The following is a 16,150-nucleotide window of genomic DNA, read 5'->3' as shown; positions in this document are numbered from 1 at the left end:
AATCAGCTACACTTATTGAATAAACATAAAGCCGCTTCATGAGCGGCTTTTTTACACAGGTACGAAAGCTCACTATGAACTTAGATAACGACACTATTTGCGCAATCGCCACCCCTCCGGGTCGAGGTGGGGTAGGCATTGTTCGGCTGTCAGGGCCGCTAGCTAAAGAAATTGCTGCTGAGCTCGTTGCTCACGAACTTAAACCTCGTTATGCCCACTATGGTCACTTTGAAGATGGCGAGGTTCTAGATACAGGCATTTGCATTTACTTTCCCGGCCCAAACTCCTTTACCGGCGAGGACGTTGTTGAGTTCCAAGGTCATGGCGGTCCAATTCTCCTAGATCGAATTGTTAGAGCGCTTGTTAAGCGCAATGCTCGCCTTGCTCGACCGGGTGAATTCAGTGAGCGAGCTTTCTTGAACGGCAAGCTCGACCTTGCGCAGGCAGAGGCCGTTGCGGACCTTATAAATGCCTCAACCGAACAAGCTGCTCGCGGGGCACTTCAATCGCTGGACGGTGTCTTCTCTAATCGAATTAATGCACTCGTTGCACAACTTACCTACCTTCGCGTTTATGTTGAAGCTGCGATAGATTTCCCCGACGAGGAAATTGACTTCCTCAGCGATGGCAAGATCCAGGCGATGGCCGAAGCGTTACGCGATGAATTTAACAGTGTGTTGGCAACGGCTAGACAGGGAGCGTTATTACGAGATGGCATGACGGTTGTGATAGCCGGTAGACCGAACGCCGGAAAGTCGAGCCTTCTCAACGCCTTAACCGGCAAAGATAGCGCCATCGTTACTAATATAGCCGGCACTACTCGCGATGTCCTCCGCGAGGTCATCGATCTCGATGGCTTGCCCGTGCACATTGTGGATACCGCGGGATTGCGCGATGCGCCGGACGTTGTTGAACGAGAGGGCATCAAGCGAGCCTATGATGAAATTGAACGCGCCGATCACATTCTTCTCGTCCGCGACCTCAGTTCGCCGAGTGATGAAGCGGACTGGCCAAGTGATATCCCTCAGCCTGATCACATCCCACTCACTACCGTACTTAACAAGTGCGACCTAGCCGGTGTAGAGGCAGGCATCCATAGTCACAGCGGACAGGCAACGATTACCCTTTCTGCCGAGCACGGGGACGGTGTAGCCCTGTTGCGCGAACACCTAAAGGACGCGGTGGGCTTTCAGACTGCTGGAGAGGGTGCCTTCATGGCACGACGTCGTCATATTGATGCGCTGGAGAGAGCGCTTAAGAGTGTGGAAGATGGACTGTTCCAATTATTTGAAGCTCATGCCGGCGAGCTACTGGCTGAAGACCTACGCTTAGCCCAAAAGTCGCTGGGGGAAATTACCGGTCAGGTAACAAGTGACGATCTATTGGGGCATATTTTCGGATCCTTTTGCATCGGAAAATGAGGGGATAAGCGCGGTATAACCGCGCCCCTTAGCTGTGAATTAAGTAAGGATATAAATGTGCACAACTTAACGGTTTACTACGGTTGTGTATAACTGCCACTTTAGCCCCCAACTTGTACCAGCTTGTTACCAGTATCTTAGCCTCATTAGTAACACCCAAAATCGAGCTAGAGATCAGTATATTAGGGGGGATACTAAAGTTTTACACAGGCAAAGGGGCCCTTAATAACAAATAACAATAAAAACTAATCAATAATCCTTAAAAATAATCTTACTTAATAGTGTATTTACAGATTATGAGCATCTTCTCGATTCGCGTATAATGAAATCCCCAAAACTCATGGATTGATATTGTGATACATCCCAAATCATTTGACGTCATTGTTATCGGCGGTGGCCACGCTGGTACCGAAGCCGCATTAGCAGCCGCCCGTATGGGGTGTGCAACCTTGTTATTGACTCACAACATTGAAACGTTGGGTCAGATGTCCTGTAATCCGGCAATTGGTGGTATCGGTAAGTCTCACCTTGTCAAAGAGGTTGATGCCTTAGACGGAGCAATGGCACTCGCCACGGACAAGGCTGGGATTCAGTTTCGCGTCTTGAATTCGCGCAAAGGTCCAGCTGTTCGAGCAACCCGTGCTCAAGCTGACCGAACCCTCTACCGCAATGCGATTCGAGTTCATCTGGAAAACCAAGAAAATCTTACGATTTTTCAGCAAGCTGTTACTGACCTCCGAATGGATGGAAACAGAGTGACTGGTGTTGAAACTCAAATGGGGCTGAGTTTTAACGGTAAGACCGTGGTATTAACGGCCGGGACATTTCTAGGCGGAACCATTCACATTGGCTTGCAGAATCAATCTGGGGGACGTGCGGGAGATCCGCCGTCAATCGCGCTCGCTGAGCGACTACGAGCGATGCCGTTGCGAGTTGATCGCCTTAAGACAGGAACACCGCCACGAATTGATGCTAAAACTGTCGATTTCTCAAAGATGGCAGAACAATGGGGCGACACACCAACCCCGCTAATGAGTTACATGGGTAATCGTTCTATGCAGCCCGAACAAATTTGCTGCTATATCACTCATACCAATGAGCGAACCCATGAAATTATTCGTAAAGGTTTAGATCGATCACCCATGTATACGGGGGTGATCGAAGGTGTTGGACCGCGTTATTGCCCGTCAATCGAAGATAAGATTATGCGATTTGCCGATAAAGACTCGCATCAAGTGTTCGTTGAGCCAGAAGGTTTAACTACCCATGAACTCTACCCTAACGGTATATCAACTAGCCTCCCTTTTGATATCCAGCTTGCCGCGGTTCAGAGCATGGTTGGCTTTGAACAGGCGCATATTACACGTCCTGGCTACGCCATTGAGTACGACTTCTTTAATCCTCAGGATTTAAAACCTACGCTAGAGACGCGGTGTATCGATGGCCTCTTCTTCGCGGGACAAATCAATGGTACTACAGGGTATGAGGAAGCGGCCGCGCAAGGGCTTCTTGCAGGGGCTAATGCGGCCGGCCAAGTTAAAGGGCTTCAGCCATTAATCTTCCGTCGCGACCAAGCTTATACGGGCGTTTTGGTTGATGATTTGATCACCCAAGGAACGCGAGAACCCTATCGTATGTTTACCTCGCGCGCCGAATACCGGTTGCTCCTCCGAGAAGATAACGCCGACCAGCGTCTTACCGATATGGGAAGGCAGTACGGCTTGATTAGTGATGAGCGTTGGGATGCGTTCTCTCGCAAGCGAGACGCCGTTGCCAACGAGATGGAGCGCCTACGCACCACTTACGTTCATCCGAATACGCCAGCCGCCGCCAGTCTCGCCGATAAAGGTGAGGTGATTCAACGCGAACAAAGCTTACTAGACTTGCTCAAGCGGCCTCAGCTTAACTATGCTGCGGTGGGGCATTTAAGTGGTCTGGCAGTTAGCGAAGAGCAGGTTGCTGAACAGGTTGAGATTGGTGCTAAGTACGCGGGATACATCGCTAGACAGCAAGAAGAAATCGATCGTTTACATCGCTCGGAAGATATCAAAATTCCCGCTGAGTTTAATTACGAAACGGTAGATGGCTTGTCCAATGAAATTCGCCAAAAACTCAATGATGTGAAGCCGCTAACGCTAGGTCAAGCTGGCCGGATATCGGGCGTAACTCCCGCTGCAGTCGGGCTCTTGTTAATCTATATCAAACGTGGAGCAAAGCGCAGTGCTTGATGTTATTCAGCGTCAAATTGAAAGTGGGCTTAAGGATTTAGACTTGAATGTTGAGGCCACGGATAAACTGGCCCGCTTCGTCATGCTAATGGATAAGTGGAACAAAGCCTACAATCTGACCTCAGTTCGCAATGCCGAGGATATGGTGCCAAGGCATATCCTCGATTCGATTGTGGTGATGCCCCACCTTGAGGGAACGCGCTTCATTGATGTCGGCACGGGCCCGGGTCTGCCTGGATTACCCCTTGCTATCGCAATGCCTCACTGCCATTTCACATTGCTAGATAGTAACGGCAAGCGCACTCGCTTTATGTTCCAAGCTGCTTTGGAGTTGGGCTTAGATAACATCGAGATTATTAATTCTCGCGTAGAGGCTTATCAACCTGCTCAACCCTATGATGGGGTGCTGAGTAGGGCTTTCGCTAGCCTGAGCGATATGCTGCGGTGGTGTGCACACTTGCCCGGTCCAAACGGTAAGTTTTTCGCGCTCAAAGCACATTTAAGCGAAGATGAGTTGAGTGAAGTTCCGAAAAGCTTTAAGGTCAATAAACAAATTCAATTGTCAGATTACGATACCGACCGCACCCGTCAGATGGTGGTGCTAGAGTCGCTTTAGGGAGTAGTACTTGGCTAGATTATTTGCGATCACCAATCAGAAGGGCGGTGTTGGCAAGACGACCACCAGTATCAACTTGGCAGCGTCGCTTGCAGCTACCAAAAAACGTGTGCTGCTGGTAGATATGGACCCACAGGGTAACGCCACAATGGGTGTTGGCGTGGATAAGTATGATCTATTTCTTTCCGTCCTCGATGTGTTGGTTGGCGAGTGCGATGTGAAAGAAGCGATTCAGCGCGACGGTTCGAAACAGTTTGACGTACTGCCGGCTAACGCCGACCTTACCGCCGCGGAAGTTGAATTGCTGGACCTTGATTACAAGGAAACACGCTTAGCTAAAGCCTTGGCTGGTATTCAGGCAGACTACGACTTCATTGTCATCGATTGCCCGCCATCGTTAAATATGCTGACGGTAAACGCCCTGGCGGCCGCTGATTCCGTATTGGTGCCTATGCAGTGTGAATACTATGCATTAGAGGGGCTCTCATCCCTGGTTGATACCATCAACAAAATTCAGCGGGTGATCAATCCGAACCTTCATCTTGAGGGGATTCTGCGCACCATGTACGACCCTCGCAACTCGCTTACCAATGAAGTCTCCCAGCAGCTGAAAGATTACTTTGGTGACCGATTATATCTAACGGTTGTTCCTAGGAATGTTCGTCTGGCTGAAGCGCCAAGCTATGGCCTACCTGTGTTGAATTACGATCGGCAGTCAAAAGGGGCGATAGCTTACCTCGCGTTAGCGGGCGAAGTTATTCGAAGAGCTGAACAAATAGCGATGAGTGCTTAGGATATGGTGCAAAAAAAAGCAAAGTTAGGACGCGGCTTGGACGCGCTGTTGGCGGTTAAATCTGCGGTAGAGAATTCGGTTGAAGCCAATACTGAGTCGCCCGAGGCGAGTGAGTTGAAGTTACTTCCCATTGAGATGATTTCGCGCTCACCCTACCAACCACGTAAAGAATTTGATGAGCAAGCGCTTGAAGAGCTTGCTATGTCTATTCGAGAGCAGGGGCTCATGCAGCCAATTGTCGTTCGTAAAACGGCAACACAGTATGAACTTATTGCTGGGGAGCGGAGATGGCGTGCCTGTCAGGCACTCCAGATGGCATCAATACCAGCGCTCGTTCGAAACATTGATGACAACCAAGCCGCGGCGATGGCGCTGATTGAGAATATCCAACGGGAAGATCTCAATGCTATGGAGCAGGCCATTGCTTTTAATCGCTTAAAGGACACCTTTGACTTAACGCACGCTGAAGTGGCTGAGGCAGTCGGTAAAAATCGCGCTACCGTCACTAACTTGCTTCGCCTGCTAACATTGGCTGGCGACGTCCAAACGTTTTTGGAGAACGGTGATTTGGAAATGGGGCATGCACGAGCACTACTTGCTCTTGATGTCGACAAGCAGCGCGCTGCGGCGGAATGGGTAATTGCTAAGCGGTTATCGGTTCGCCAGACAGAAGATCACGTACGCGGGCTGCTCGCAGGCAAGTCTTTGAAGTCGGCTACTGCAAAGCAAGACCCGGATGTTGAGCGTTTAATGGAGTCATTATCCGAGCGAATTGGCGTTCCAGTGAAGATTACTCAACGCAAGGGCGGCAAGGGCAAGCTCGAGCTGAGTTACGCTAGTTTAGACGAGCTCGATGGTATTCTCGCTCGCATAAAATAGTCCGTTGGTCGAAAAGCAGACGAAAACAGTAGCCAAGGGTCGCATTACGGTTGAATAGCATTAGCTACTCACCTATAATTTGCGCGCTTTGAGCGCAATTACCCACACAGACTAGGCTCGATTTACGTGGCATTTACAAACGGCAAGAAAATCCGCGAGTTCCCTTGGCGACAATGGCTCGTAATGCAATTTGTAATAATCACACTTGTAGCTACTGTGAGTATCGCACTCTTTTCGGTTGGTCACATGTTGGCCGTCTTATCAGGACTTTTAATTGCGTTGGTTCCCAATGCTATTTTTATCTGGTTTGGTTACCGATTTCAGGGAGCGAAGAACGCCCAGCAGATTGTTGGTTCGTTCTACAAGGGTGAAAGCATAAAGTTCATCTTAACCGCGTTACTTTTTGCGGTGGCATTCATGGCGGTAGACGGCATGTATGCGGTACACATCATCGTTGGTTTTATAATCGGCGTTGTAGTGGGATGGGTTGGTTCTATTCGGCTGTAACCCAGCTGAATAGGTAAATAACGGTGTGAGAGAGTACAACATGGCTGGTGAAAACCAAACTCCGCAAGAGTATATACAACACCACTTGCAAAATATGACCTACGGTTTGTTAGAGCCGGGTGCATGTGAGGAAACCTCAGTAAGTTGTGTTGACGGTGTCGAGCCTTATGTTCGCGCTGATGGCACGGTGATTACTGAGCCTACCTGGACGATGGCGCATAGCGCGCAAGAGGCCAAAGACATGGGCTTTAATGCCATTCATGTCGATTCAATGGCTTGGTCTTGGGTGTTGGGATTGTTGTTCATTTTCGCATTTCGAAGCGTTGCTAAGAAAGCAACCACGGGTGTACCCACGGGCTTTGTTAACTTCGTAGAGATGTGTGTAGAGTTTATTGACTCAACCGTGAAAGATACCTTCCATTATCGCAATCCTTGGATTGCTCCAATGGCATTAACGGTGTTTTTCTGGATATTGTTGATGAACACAATGGACTTGGTTCCTGTTGACTGGTTGCCTGGCTTAGCTATGGCTATCGGTGGTGAACATACCTTCTTCAAGGTAGTTCCAACAACAGATCCAAACGTAACACTTGGTATGGCACTGGCAGTATTCGCTATGGTGATTTACTACAGTATCAAGGAGAAGGGCATTCTTGGCTTTGCTAAGGAATTGGGCCTGCATCCGTTCAACCATATCTTGATGATCCCAGTAAACCTAGTACTCGAGCTAGTGAACTTAATAGCAAAGCCTATTTCTTTGGGCTTGCGTTTGTTCGGTAACCTCTATGCAGGTGAAATGATCTTTATTCTTATTGCTATTATGTTTGGTGCAGGCCTATTTATGGGTATCTTTGCCGGCGTATTGCAGTGGGCGTGGGCGGTTTTCCACATCCTAGTTATTGTGCTTCAAGCGTTTGTATTCACGGTATTGGCCGTGGTTTACCTCGCGATGGCGCACGACAACGAAGAACACTAATTTTTTTAACGACAACCTAGCGTAATAAACACGCTTAACACTCTACGGGAGTTTTTTTATGGGTCTTCTATACATTGCAGCAGCACTAATGATCGGTTTGGGTGCACTAGGTACCGCAATCGGTTTTGGTATCTTGGGCGGCAAGCTACTTGAAGGTGCTGCGCGTCAGCCAGAAATGACACCAATGCTACAGGGTAAGATGTTCCTTATCGCTGGTCTGCTTGATGCGGTACCAATGATCGGTGTAGGTCTTGCTATGTACTTGATGTTCGCGGTTCAGATTTAATCTTTGTTAGCAATGAGTAAATCTGTCACCAATTTAATGAGAAATGGGGTGGCCCTGTGAATATCAATTATACAATTATCGGTCAGACGATTACTTTCTTCATCTTTGTGGCGTTCGTATTTAAATACGTATGGCCGCCGATTATGCAGGCGATGAAAGAGCGTTCTGAAAAAATTGCCAATGGCCTTGAAGCTGCAGATCGCGCCGAGCGTGATTTGGAGTTGGCAAAAGAAGAAGCTGGTAAGAAGTTGCGTGCTGCTAAGCAGGAAGCGCAAACAATTATCGACTCTGCGAACAAGCGCGCTAACCAGATCCTCGATGAGGCGAAGGAAAACGCACTAGCTGAAGGTGCTCGCCTTAAGGCAGCAGCGGCAGCAGAAGTAGAGCAGGAAGTGAATCGTGCACGTGAAGAGCTACGCGCTCAAGTGGCTACTCTAGTCATGCAAGGTGCCGAAGCAGTTCTTGGGTCTTCAATTGACGCCAAGGCTCATAACGAGCTTGTCAACAAATTGGCTGGTGAGCTGTAAGCGAGGGACAACATGGCAGAACTAAGTACCCTAGCACGCCCATACGCCCGCGCCGCTTTCGAGTTTGCGCAGGAACAGGGTGATTTGGCTGGTTGGGAAGCCATGCTTAACCAAGCGGCCGCGGTTGCTCAAGAAGATGTGGTGGTGAAGCTCTTCAGCTCGCCATCACTTCCGAGTGATCAAATTGCCAAGCAGTTTATCGAGCTATTAGATAGTGAGCTCAGCGACAAAGGTCAGAATTTCGTTTCGACACTTGCCGCCAATAAGCGTCTTGGTTTGCTACCTGAAATTGCTGCGCTATTTGCAGTGATGAAGGCGAATATCGAGCGTGCAGTAGATGTTAATGTTAAGTCAGCTTTTGAGTTAACTGATGACATCACCGCTAAGCTTGAAAGTGCGTTGGCAACGAATTTAGACCGCCAGGTTCGAGTAACATCTGAAGTTGATCAATCTTTGATCGGCGGTGTTGTTATTAGAGCTGGCGATACCATTATTGACGGTTCCGTGCGTGGGCGTTTAGCTAAGCTCGCCGAAGCGATGAACTCCTGAAGCGTTTAGGACTGAGGGAAAGAGCATGCAGCAACTGAATCCATCTGAGATCAGCGAAATTATTAAGAAGCGCATCGATAGTCTTGATGTTGCAACAGAAGCCCAAAACGAGGGCACAATTGTCTCGGTATCTGACGGTATCGTACGTATTCACGGTCTACAGGACGTGATGTACGGTGAGATGATTGAATTTGAAGGCGGTATCTACGGTATGGCACTTAACTTGGAGCGTGACTCCGTTGGTGCAGTAATCCTAGGTAGTGCAATGAGCTTGGCCGAAGGCCAGCGAGCTCTTTGTACTCGCCGTATTTTAGAAGTGCCTGTTGGTACCGAGTTGCTTGGTCGTGTTGTTGACACGCTAGGTAATGCTATCGACGGCAAAGGTCCAATCGATGCTAAACAGACATCACCTGTTGAAAAAGTTGCTCCGGGCGTTATTGCACGAGAGCCAGTAGATCAACCTCTACAGACAGGTTTGAAAGCTGTTGATGCCATGGTTCCAATTGGTCGTGGTCAGCGTGAGCTTATCATTGGTGACCGTCAGATTGGTAAATCAGCGGTAGCTATCGATGCGATCATTAACCAAAAAGGAACCGGCGTTAAGTGTATCTACGTTGCGATTGGCCAGAAGCAGTCTTCGATTGCTGCGGTAGTTCGTAAGCTAGAAGAGCACGGCGCTATGGACCACACTATCATCGTAGCAGCGGGTGCTGCGGATCCTGCAGCAATGCAGTATCTTGCGCCATACGCTGGTTGTGCGATGGGTGAGTACTTCCGTGATCGCGGTGAAGATGCTCTGATTGTATATGATGATTTGACTAAGCAGGCTTGGGCCTACCGTCAGATTTCATTGCTATTGAAGCGCCCACCTGGTCGTGAAGCCTACCCTGGTGACGTATTCTACCTTCACTCACGTCTACTTGAGCGTGCAGCTCGTGTAAACGCTGACTACGTAGAGCAGCTCACCAATGGTGAAGTTAAGGGTCAAACGGGATCACTGACAGCACTACCGATTATTGAAACACAGGGTGGTGACGTTTCGGCGTTCGTACCAACCAACGTGATTTCGATTACCGATGGTCAGATCTTCCTTGAGACAAGCTTGTTTAACTCAGGTATTCGTCCTGCAATTAACCCAGGTATCTCGGTATCTCGAGTGGGTGGTGCAGCACAGACCAAGATTGTTAAGAAGCTGTCTGGTGGTATCCGTACCGCTCTAGCACAGTACAACGAACTTGCAGCGTTCTCTCAGTTCGCGTCTGACCTCGATGAGGCGACACGCGCGCAGCTTGAGCACGGTGAGCGAGTTACTGAGCTAATGAAGCAAAACCAGTACTCTCCAATGTCAATTGCAGATATGGCTGTATCGCTATTTGCGGCCGATAAAGGCTACTTGAAAGACGTACCTGTAAACAAGGTATTGGCTTTCGAAGCAGCACTTCTATCGTACATGGGTACTGAGCATGGCGAGCTAATGGCTCAGATCAACCAGAAGGGTGATTACAACGGCGAGATCGAAGCGCAGTTTAACGCGGCGATCGAGAAGTTTAAGGCTACCCAAACCTGGTAATGTGATAGGGGCGTAAGCCTCTATCCCTGATTAAGGAGCAAGGTAACGACATGGCAGGCGCGAAAGAGATTCGTGGTAAAATTGCTAGTATCCAAAGTACGCAAAAAATTACGAGCGCAATGGAAAAAGTTGCTGCGAGTAAGATGCGTAAGTCGCAAGACTTAATGGAACGAAGCAAGCCCTACGCAGAGCGTATTCGAGCTGTAATTGGTCACTTGGCCAATGCAAACCCCGAATATAAACATGTTTATATGCATGAACGTGAAGTGAAGCGTGTCGGTTACATTGTGGTATCTTCGGATCGCGGTTTATGTGGTGGCTTAAACGCTAACGCATTCAAACAGGCGATCAAATCGATGCAATCTTGGTCTAGCCAAGAAGTCGAAGTAGATATCTGTGTAGTTGGCGCGAAAGCACAGGCGTTCTTTAAAAGCGTTGGTGGCAATACTGTTGCCTCCGTACGCGACCTGGGTGATGAGCCAGACGCGGCCAACTTAGTTGGTAGTGTTAAGGTGATGTTAGATGCTTACAAAGACGAGAAAATTGACCGTCTATTTATAGTTTCTAACCGTTTCATCAACACAATGACGCAGCAGCCTTACGTTGCGCAGTTAGTTCCGCTTCAGAAGCAAGAATCGGATCAAATGGCGCACCACTGGGATTATCTTTATGAGCCAGACGCACGTTCGTTGCTTGATGGCCTATTGATTCGCTACGTTGAGTCTCAGGTTTACCAGAGTGTTGTCGAAAACAAAGCGTGTGAGCAGGCATCTCGTATGTTAGCTATGAAGAACGCAACCGACAACGCCGGTGGATTAATTGATGATTTGCAGCTGGTGTATAACAAAGCCCGTCAGGCTTCGATTACCCAAGAGCTTTCAGAAATTGTTGGTGGAGCGGCTGCGGTTTAATCTGCAGCAGCATTAAGAATTCAGGTTTTGATAAGAGGAAACGGATAATGAGCAGCGGACGTATCGTTCAGATTATCGGTGCCGTGATCGACGTGGAATTCCCGCGTGATTCCGTACCGAAGGTCTACGACGCATTGTTAGTCGAAGAAACTCAACTAACAATTGAAGTTCAGCAGCAGCTTGGTGACGGTGTTGTACGTGGTATTGCCATGGGATCGTCAGAAGGTTTGCGTCGCGGACTAGTAGTTACAAACACAGGTGAGCCGGTATCGGTACCTGTTGGTTCGGCCACACTTGGTCGTATTATGGATGTTTTAGGTAATCCAATCGATGAGAAAGGACCTATTGGCGAAGAGGAGCGTTGGGCAATTCACCGTGACGCACCTTCTTATGCTGATCAGTCTTCTTCTGCTGAGCTATTGGAAACCGGTATCAAGGTAATTGACTTGGTTTGCCCATTCGCTAAGGGTGGTAAAGTTGGTCTATTCGGTGGTGCTGGTGTTGGTAAGACCGTTAACATGATGGAGCTTATCCGTAACATCGCAGCTGAGCACAGTGGTTACTCTGTATTCGCTGGTGTTGGTGAGCGTACTCGTGAAGGTAACGATTTCTACCACGAGATGACTGAATCTAACGTTATCGACAAAGTATCGTTGGTTTACGGTCAGATGAACGAGCCACCAGGTAACCGTCTACGTGTTGCACTAACTGGTTTGACCATGGCTGAGAAGTTCCGTGACGAAGGTCGTGACGTACTGTTGTTCGTTGACAACATCTACCGTTACACCCTAGCGGGAACCGAAGTATCAGCACTATTGGGTCGTATGCCATCAGCGGTAGGTTACCAGCCTACGCTAGCTGAGGAGATGGGTGTTCTTCAGGAACGTATTACGTCAACGAAGACAGGCTCTATTACGTCTGTACAGGCGGTATACGTACCTGCAGATGACTTGACGGATCCATCGCCAGCAACAACCTTCTCGCACTTGGATGCAACGGTAGTACTTAGCCGTAACATTGCGTCTCTGGGTATCTACCCAGCGGTTGATCCTTTGGACTCAACTTCGCGTCAGCTTGATCCACAGATCGTTGGTAACGAGCACTATGAAGTTGCTCGCGGTGTTCAGCAAACTCTTCAGCGTTATAAAGAGTTGAAAGACATTATTGCGATTCTTGGTATGGACGAGCTGTCTGAAGAAGACAAGTTGGTTGTAGCCCGTGCACGTAAGATTGAGAAGTATCTCTCTCAGCCGTTCTTCGTTGCAGAAGTATTTACTGGTTCACCAGGCAAATATGTTCCGCTTAAAGAAACAATCCGTGGCTTTAAGGGCATTCTAGATGGCGATTTCGATCACCTTCCAGAAGGTTCTTTCTACATGGTTGGTTCAATTGACGAAGCTGTTGAGAAAGCAGCTAAAGCATAAGCCGATCGGAGGGCTGGAACATGGCAATGACAATCCACCTCGACATCGTCAGCTCGGGTGAAGGAATCTTCTCTGGACTGGTGGAATTGCTAGTTGCTACGGGTGAAGTTGGTGATTTGGGGGTGACTTATGGTCACGCTCCATTACTTACCAGCCTGAAACCCGGTCCGGTTCGTGTTGTTAAGCAGGGCGGTGAGGAGGAAGTTTTCTTCCTGACAGGTGGCTTCCTAGAAGTTCAGCCTAATACCGTAACCGTCCTCGCTGACGTAGCGACTCGTGCAGCAGATCTTGACGAATCAGAAGCGGAAAAAGCCCGTGATCTGGCTCGTGAAGAGATGTCCGGAACAGCATCTGGTGTTGATTATCATTTAGCGGCTAGCCGCTTAGCGAATGCAGCGGCGCAATTGCGCACAATCGAACAAATTCGACGCATGAAACGCTAAACACTGATCTTCAAGATCTCTATAAAGAAGGGTAGCTTAGCTGCCCTTTTTTTGTATTAGTGCAATAAACTAAAAACTATAATATCCTAGTCACAACTCTGTTTGAAATTACGAATAAAGGATTTATCGCTATGCCTCTCGATATCGTTGTACTCGCCGCTGGGAAGGGAACAAGAATGTACTCTGACCTTCCTAAAGTTCTCCACCCCATTGCCGGCAAACCCATGCTTGCACATGTGCTGGATGCGGTAGTTGATATGGCTGACGCTTCTACCACAGTGGTGATTGGCCATGGTGCTGAAACCGTGCGGGCAGCCTTCGGTGATCGAAAGGTCAACTGGGCGGAGCAGACCGCGCAGCTGGGAACCGGGCATGCTGTGATGCAAGCGGCACCGTTCTTACGCGATGATGCCACCACCTTGATCTTGATGGGTGATGTGCCGCTGATTAAAACTCAAACCTTAATTGATTTGGTCAAGCGCGCTGAATCAACCGGATTCGGTTTGTTAACCCTGAAGTTAGATGACCCTACCGGTTACGGGCGTATTGTACGAAATGTGAGTGGTAAAGTTGAAGGGATTATAGAACAAAAGGATAGTACACCAGAGCAGTTACTGATTGGTGAAGTCAACACCGGCGTGATGGCAATTAATGGCGGTAAGCTCAAACGCTGGTTGTCGTCACTATCAAATAATAATGCTCAAGGTGAGTACTATCTTACCGATGTTGTCGCCACGGCGGTCAATGAAGGTGTGGAGATTGCTACCCAAGCCGCCCAGTCGCTACACGAAGTGATGGGGGTAAATAACCGTATCCAACAGGCAGAGCTTGAACGCGCCTATCAGCGTGGCTATGCCTCAACGTTACTCGCAGCAGGGCTTTCGCTCGCGGATCCGGAGCGCATTGATGTTCGCGGCACTCTTCGTCATGGTAAAGATTGCTTTATTGACGTGAACTGCGTGATTGAAGGCGAAGTCACCATTGGTAACGGTGTTGTTATCGGACCGAACTGCCATTTGAAGAACGTCACCATCGGGGATGGGGCGATGATTAAAGCCTTCACCAGTATTGAAGATAGCTCGCTAGCAGGAACGAATGATGTGGGTCCTTATGCTCGCCTTCGCCCAGGCACACAGCTTGGACATGGCGCCAAGATTGGTAACTTTGTGGAAACTAAGAAAGCTGAAATAGGTAACGGAAGCAAAGTGAATCATCTATCCTACATAGGAGATGCGGTGCTCGGCAGCGGTGTAAATGTTGGCGCTGGCACCATTACCTGTAATTACGACGGCATTAACAAGCATCAAACCGTTTTGGCTGACGATGTTTTCATCGGCTCAAATAGCACGCTTGTTGCCCCAATTACTGTGGGCAAAGGAAGCTTTGTTGGTGCAGCCTCGGTTATTACTAAAACTGTAGACGAGAACTCTTTGGCCATTTCAAGGTCAAAGCAGAAGAACGTTGCTGGATGGGTTCCCCCCAAAAAGCGGAATTAAAGTCTAGGAGTTGAAGCCATGAAGAAGTACTTCCTTGTACTCATATCGATGATGATGATAACAGCGTGCAGTAGCACTAATCAGGTTGGCGCCGCCGAGGACGATGTGGGGCGTGTCGAAAGCATGTACCAATCGCTACCTGATCGATATAAAGTCCCAGGACTGGAACCTTTGGAGCGGGTCAACGCAATGAATATCAGTGGCTGGGCAGCCATAGACAGACGTTCATTTATTCTTACCATGGGCCCCTCAACGCGATACCTAGTGGTCTTACAGAGGCAGTCATCCGAACTCCGTTTTGCTCAAGCTATCACCATTGATAACACGAGTAGCATTATTCGACCTGGTTTTGATCGGGTAAATGTTGTTGGTGACACGCTAGCGGCGCCTTATCAGATCCAAGCTATGTTTGCGTTAGAAGATCGAGAAGCAGCGAACGCGGCTCGTGATTACATTCGCGACTGGCAAGAGCCTGAATCAGAAGCTGAATAGTCTTTCCTTTTGGAAGTATGCTCACAAAAAAAAGCGTCCATTGGACGCTTTTTTATTCGCTACGAATAGGCTGCTCAAAGTTGTTAATTACTAGGAATAGTGGGCTCATGGTAGTTGATACGATGGCCACGTAAACTTTGCTTGAGCTTAGCAATATGCGTCTTGCCGTTGTCACCCATATGCTGAGCAACCCCAGCCGCAATGGCATCAATAATTACCAGGTGAGCAATTCGCGACGACAATGGCGAGTACACATCGAAGTGATCGTTAACATCAATCTTGATTTGCACATCACCTTGGCTTAGTACCGGTGTGTCGCTGGGTGATAATGAGATAATTTTTGCACCACGACGTTTAACTTCGCGCAGGCTGTCCAATAACGCTTTGGTACGTCCACTTTGTGATATTGCAATGACTACGTCATTACTGCGAAGGCTCATTGCCGCCATGGTTTGGATATGTGGATCGCTGTAGGTGTGCGTGGCGAGACCAAGACGTAACAGGCGGTGCTGAGCATCGGCAGCAACCGGCGCAGAGCCGCCAAAACCGAAGAAATCAACCCGCCTCGCATTGAAGATTAGTTTCACTGCTTCGTCAATGACTGACGCATTAACCTGGTCTCGAACCTTAATGAGTACATCGATAGATGTGTCAAACACCTTGGTGGTATATGCCGACGATGAGTCACTATCGGTTACGGCAATTTGGCCGATGGTTGGGCTAGAGGCGAGCTGCTGAGCTAACTTCAGCTTGAAGTCTTGAAAGCCGTCGCAGCCTATGGCTCGACAGAATCTGACAACCGTGGGTTCGGAAACTTCAGCCTCAGTGGATAAGTCTACAATGCGCATCTGAATAACTGATGTTGCATTCGCCAAAACATAGTCAGCAACCTTGCGCTCCGAGCGACGAAGGTTGTCTAGATTGTCAGAAATGTGTTGCGTAAAGCTGGTAGCCATTAATATCCTTAAAAAAACCAATAAGAGAGGTCTCGTTCTACTGTAGGTGATGGTAAACTGAATAACCCAATAATAA

At 48.6% G+C, this 16,150-nt stretch carries 17 protein-coding genes; 16 read left to right on the top strand and 1 reads right to left on the bottom strand.

All coding sequences use genetic code 11. The annotated features are described in order from the left end of the window. Positions 1-74 precede the first annotated feature (74 nt). From mnmE to DFR27_RS00290, 16 genes are all read left to right on the top strand, one after another. Complete coding sequence (gene mnmE, locus DFR27_RS00365; protein WP_121875474.1) at positions 75-1,421, top strand: tRNA uridine-5-carboxymethylaminomethyl(34) synthesis GTPase MnmE; 1,347 nt, start codon at positions 75-77, stop codon at positions 1,419-1,421. A gap of 353 nt (positions 1,422-1,774) precedes the next feature. After that, the gene (gene mnmG, locus DFR27_RS00360) at positions 1,775-3,649 is read left to right on the top strand and encodes a tRNA uridine-5-carboxymethylaminomethyl(34) synthesis enzyme MnmG (RefSeq protein ID WP_121875473.1); all 1,875 of its coding nucleotides are present in this window, start codon (positions 1,775-1,777) and stop codon (positions 3,647-3,649) included. Beyond that, positions 3,642-4,265, top strand: coding sequence for a 16S rRNA (guanine(527)-N(7))-methyltransferase RsmG (gene rsmG, locus DFR27_RS00355; RefSeq protein WP_245962575.1), 624 nt, complete (start codon positions 3,642-3,644; stop codon positions 4,263-4,265). Before mnmG ends, rsmG begins: the two co-directional genes overlap by 8 nt. Before the next feature lie 10 nt (positions 4,266-4,275). Further along, a complete protein-coding gene (locus tag DFR27_RS00350; protein WP_121875472.1) occupies positions 4,276-5,058 on the top strand; it encodes a ParA family protein in 783 nt (260 codons plus the stop codon). A gap of 3 nt (positions 5,059-5,061) precedes the next feature. Then, positions 5,062-5,937, top strand: a complete 876-nt coding sequence (locus tag DFR27_RS00345) for a ParB/RepB/Spo0J family partition protein (RefSeq protein WP_121875471.1) — start codon at positions 5,062-5,064, stop codon at positions 5,935-5,937. 183 nt (positions 5,938-6,120) lie between these two features. Further along, a complete protein-coding gene (locus tag DFR27_RS00340; protein WP_147434491.1) occupies positions 6,121-6,444 on the top strand; it encodes an ATP synthase subunit I in 324 nt (107 codons plus the stop codon). A 40-nt stretch (positions 6,445-6,484) separates the two neighbouring features. Then, a complete protein-coding gene (gene atpB / locus DFR27_RS00335; RefSeq protein ID WP_121875469.1) occupies positions 6,485-7,420 on the top strand; it encodes a F0F1 ATP synthase subunit A in 936 nt (311 codons plus the stop codon). A gap of 58 nt (positions 7,421-7,478) precedes the next feature. Further along, positions 7,479-7,706, top strand: coding sequence for a F0F1 ATP synthase subunit C (gene atpE, locus DFR27_RS00330; RefSeq protein WP_121875468.1), 228 nt, complete (start codon positions 7,479-7,481; stop codon positions 7,704-7,706). A gap of 56 nt (positions 7,707-7,762) precedes the next feature. Next, complete coding sequence (locus DFR27_RS00325) at positions 7,763-8,233, top strand: F0F1 ATP synthase subunit B (protein ID WP_121875467.1); 471 nt, start codon at positions 7,763-7,765, stop codon at positions 8,231-8,233. Positions 8,234-8,245: 12 nt separating this feature from the next. Continuing rightward, positions 8,246-8,782 carry a F0F1 ATP synthase subunit delta gene (locus tag DFR27_RS00320; RefSeq protein ID WP_121875466.1) on the top strand — a complete coding sequence of 179 codons (537 nt, stop codon included), beginning with the start codon at positions 8,246-8,248 and terminating at the stop codon, positions 8,780-8,782. Between the two features lie 25 nt (positions 8,783-8,807). Continuing rightward, on the top strand, positions 8,808-10,352 hold the full coding sequence (atpA, locus tag DFR27_RS00315; RefSeq protein WP_121875465.1) for a F0F1 ATP synthase subunit alpha: 1,545 nt from the start codon (positions 8,808-8,810) through the stop codon (positions 10,350-10,352). A gap of 50 nt (positions 10,353-10,402) precedes the next feature. Then, complete coding sequence (gene atpG / locus DFR27_RS00310) at positions 10,403-11,263, top strand: F0F1 ATP synthase subunit gamma (RefSeq protein WP_121875464.1); 861 nt, start codon at positions 10,403-10,405, stop codon at positions 11,261-11,263. A 47-nt stretch (positions 11,264-11,310) separates the two neighbouring features. Continuing rightward, positions 11,311-12,687 (top strand): F0F1 ATP synthase subunit beta, encoded by a 1,377-nt coding sequence (atpD, locus tag DFR27_RS00305; RefSeq protein ID WP_121875463.1) that lies wholly within the window; start codon positions 11,311-11,313, stop codon positions 12,685-12,687. A gap of 20 nt (positions 12,688-12,707) precedes the next feature. Then, the gene (locus tag DFR27_RS00300) at positions 12,708-13,130 is read left to right on the top strand and encodes a F0F1 ATP synthase subunit epsilon (protein WP_121875462.1); all 423 of its coding nucleotides are present in this window, start codon (positions 12,708-12,710) and stop codon (positions 13,128-13,130) included. Between the two features lie 131 nt (positions 13,131-13,261). Then, positions 13,262-14,626, top strand: coding sequence for a bifunctional UDP-N-acetylglucosamine diphosphorylase/glucosamine-1-phosphate N-acetyltransferase GlmU (glmU, locus tag DFR27_RS00295; protein ID WP_121875461.1), 1,365 nt, complete (start codon positions 13,262-13,264; stop codon positions 14,624-14,626). An 18-nt stretch (positions 14,627-14,644) separates the two neighbouring features. After that, positions 14,645-15,118, top strand: a complete 474-nt coding sequence (locus DFR27_RS00290) for a DUF6491 family protein (RefSeq protein ID WP_121875460.1) — start codon at positions 14,645-14,647, stop codon at positions 15,116-15,118. Positions 15,119-15,201: 83 nt separating this feature from the next. Here DFR27_RS00290 and DFR27_RS00285 read toward each other — a convergent pair whose 3' ends face one another. Beyond that, positions 15,202-16,074, bottom strand: coding sequence for a MurR/RpiR family transcriptional regulator (locus DFR27_RS00285; RefSeq protein WP_121875459.1), 873 nt, complete (start codon positions 16,072-16,074; stop codon positions 15,202-15,204). Between the last annotated feature and the right edge of the window lie 76 nt (positions 16,075-16,150).

The organism is Umboniibacter marinipuniceus, from assembly GCF_003688415.1.
Taxonomy (GTDB): Bacteria; Pseudomonadota; Gammaproteobacteria; order Pseudomonadales; family DSM-25080; genus Umboniibacter; species Umboniibacter marinipuniceus.
Note: the sequence above shows the minus strand (reverse complement) of the source record. Positions and strands in the feature narration are given on the sequence as shown.

What these genes read in the sequence shown, in the direction of transcription:
- mnmE (WP_121875474.1), top strand. Translation starts at nt 75, where the DNA reads ATGAACTTAGATAACGACACTATTTGCGCAATCGCCACCCCTCCGGGT.
- DFR27_RS00345 (WP_121875471.1), top strand. Translation starts at nt 5,062, where the DNA reads ATGGTGCAAAAAAAAGCAAAGTTAGGACGCGGCTTGGACGCGCTGTTG.
- DFR27_RS00340 (WP_147434491.1), top strand. Translation starts at nt 6,121, where the DNA reads ATGCAATTTGTAATAATCACACTTGTAGCTACTGTGAGTATCGCACTC.
- atpB (WP_121875469.1), top strand. Translation starts at nt 6,485, where the DNA reads ATGGCTGGTGAAAACCAAACTCCGCAAGAGTATATACAACACCACTTG.
- atpE (WP_121875468.1), top strand. Translation starts at nt 7,479, where the DNA reads ATGGGTCTTCTATACATTGCAGCAGCACTAATGATCGGTTTGGGTGCA.
- DFR27_RS00320 (WP_121875466.1), top strand. Translation starts at nt 8,246, where the DNA reads ATGGCAGAACTAAGTACCCTAGCACGCCCATACGCCCGCGCCGCTTTC.
- atpA (WP_121875465.1), top strand. Translation starts at nt 8,808, where the DNA reads ATGCAGCAACTGAATCCATCTGAGATCAGCGAAATTATTAAGAAGCGC.
- atpG (WP_121875464.1), top strand. Translation starts at nt 10,403, where the DNA reads ATGGCAGGCGCGAAAGAGATTCGTGGTAAAATTGCTAGTATCCAAAGT.
- atpD (WP_121875463.1), top strand. Translation starts at nt 11,311, where the DNA reads ATGAGCAGCGGACGTATCGTTCAGATTATCGGTGCCGTGATCGACGTG.
- DFR27_RS00300 (WP_121875462.1), top strand. Translation starts at nt 12,708, where the DNA reads ATGGCAATGACAATCCACCTCGACATCGTCAGCTCGGGTGAAGGAATC.
- glmU (WP_121875461.1), top strand. Translation starts at nt 13,262, where the DNA reads ATGCCTCTCGATATCGTTGTACTCGCCGCTGGGAAGGGAACAAGAATG.
- DFR27_RS00290 (WP_121875460.1), top strand. Translation starts at nt 14,645, where the DNA reads ATGAAGAAGTACTTCCTTGTACTCATATCGATGATGATGATAACAGCG.
- DFR27_RS00285 (WP_121875459.1), bottom strand. Translation starts at nt 16,074, where the DNA reads ATGGCTACCAGCTTTACGCAACACATTTCTGACAATCTAGACAACCTT.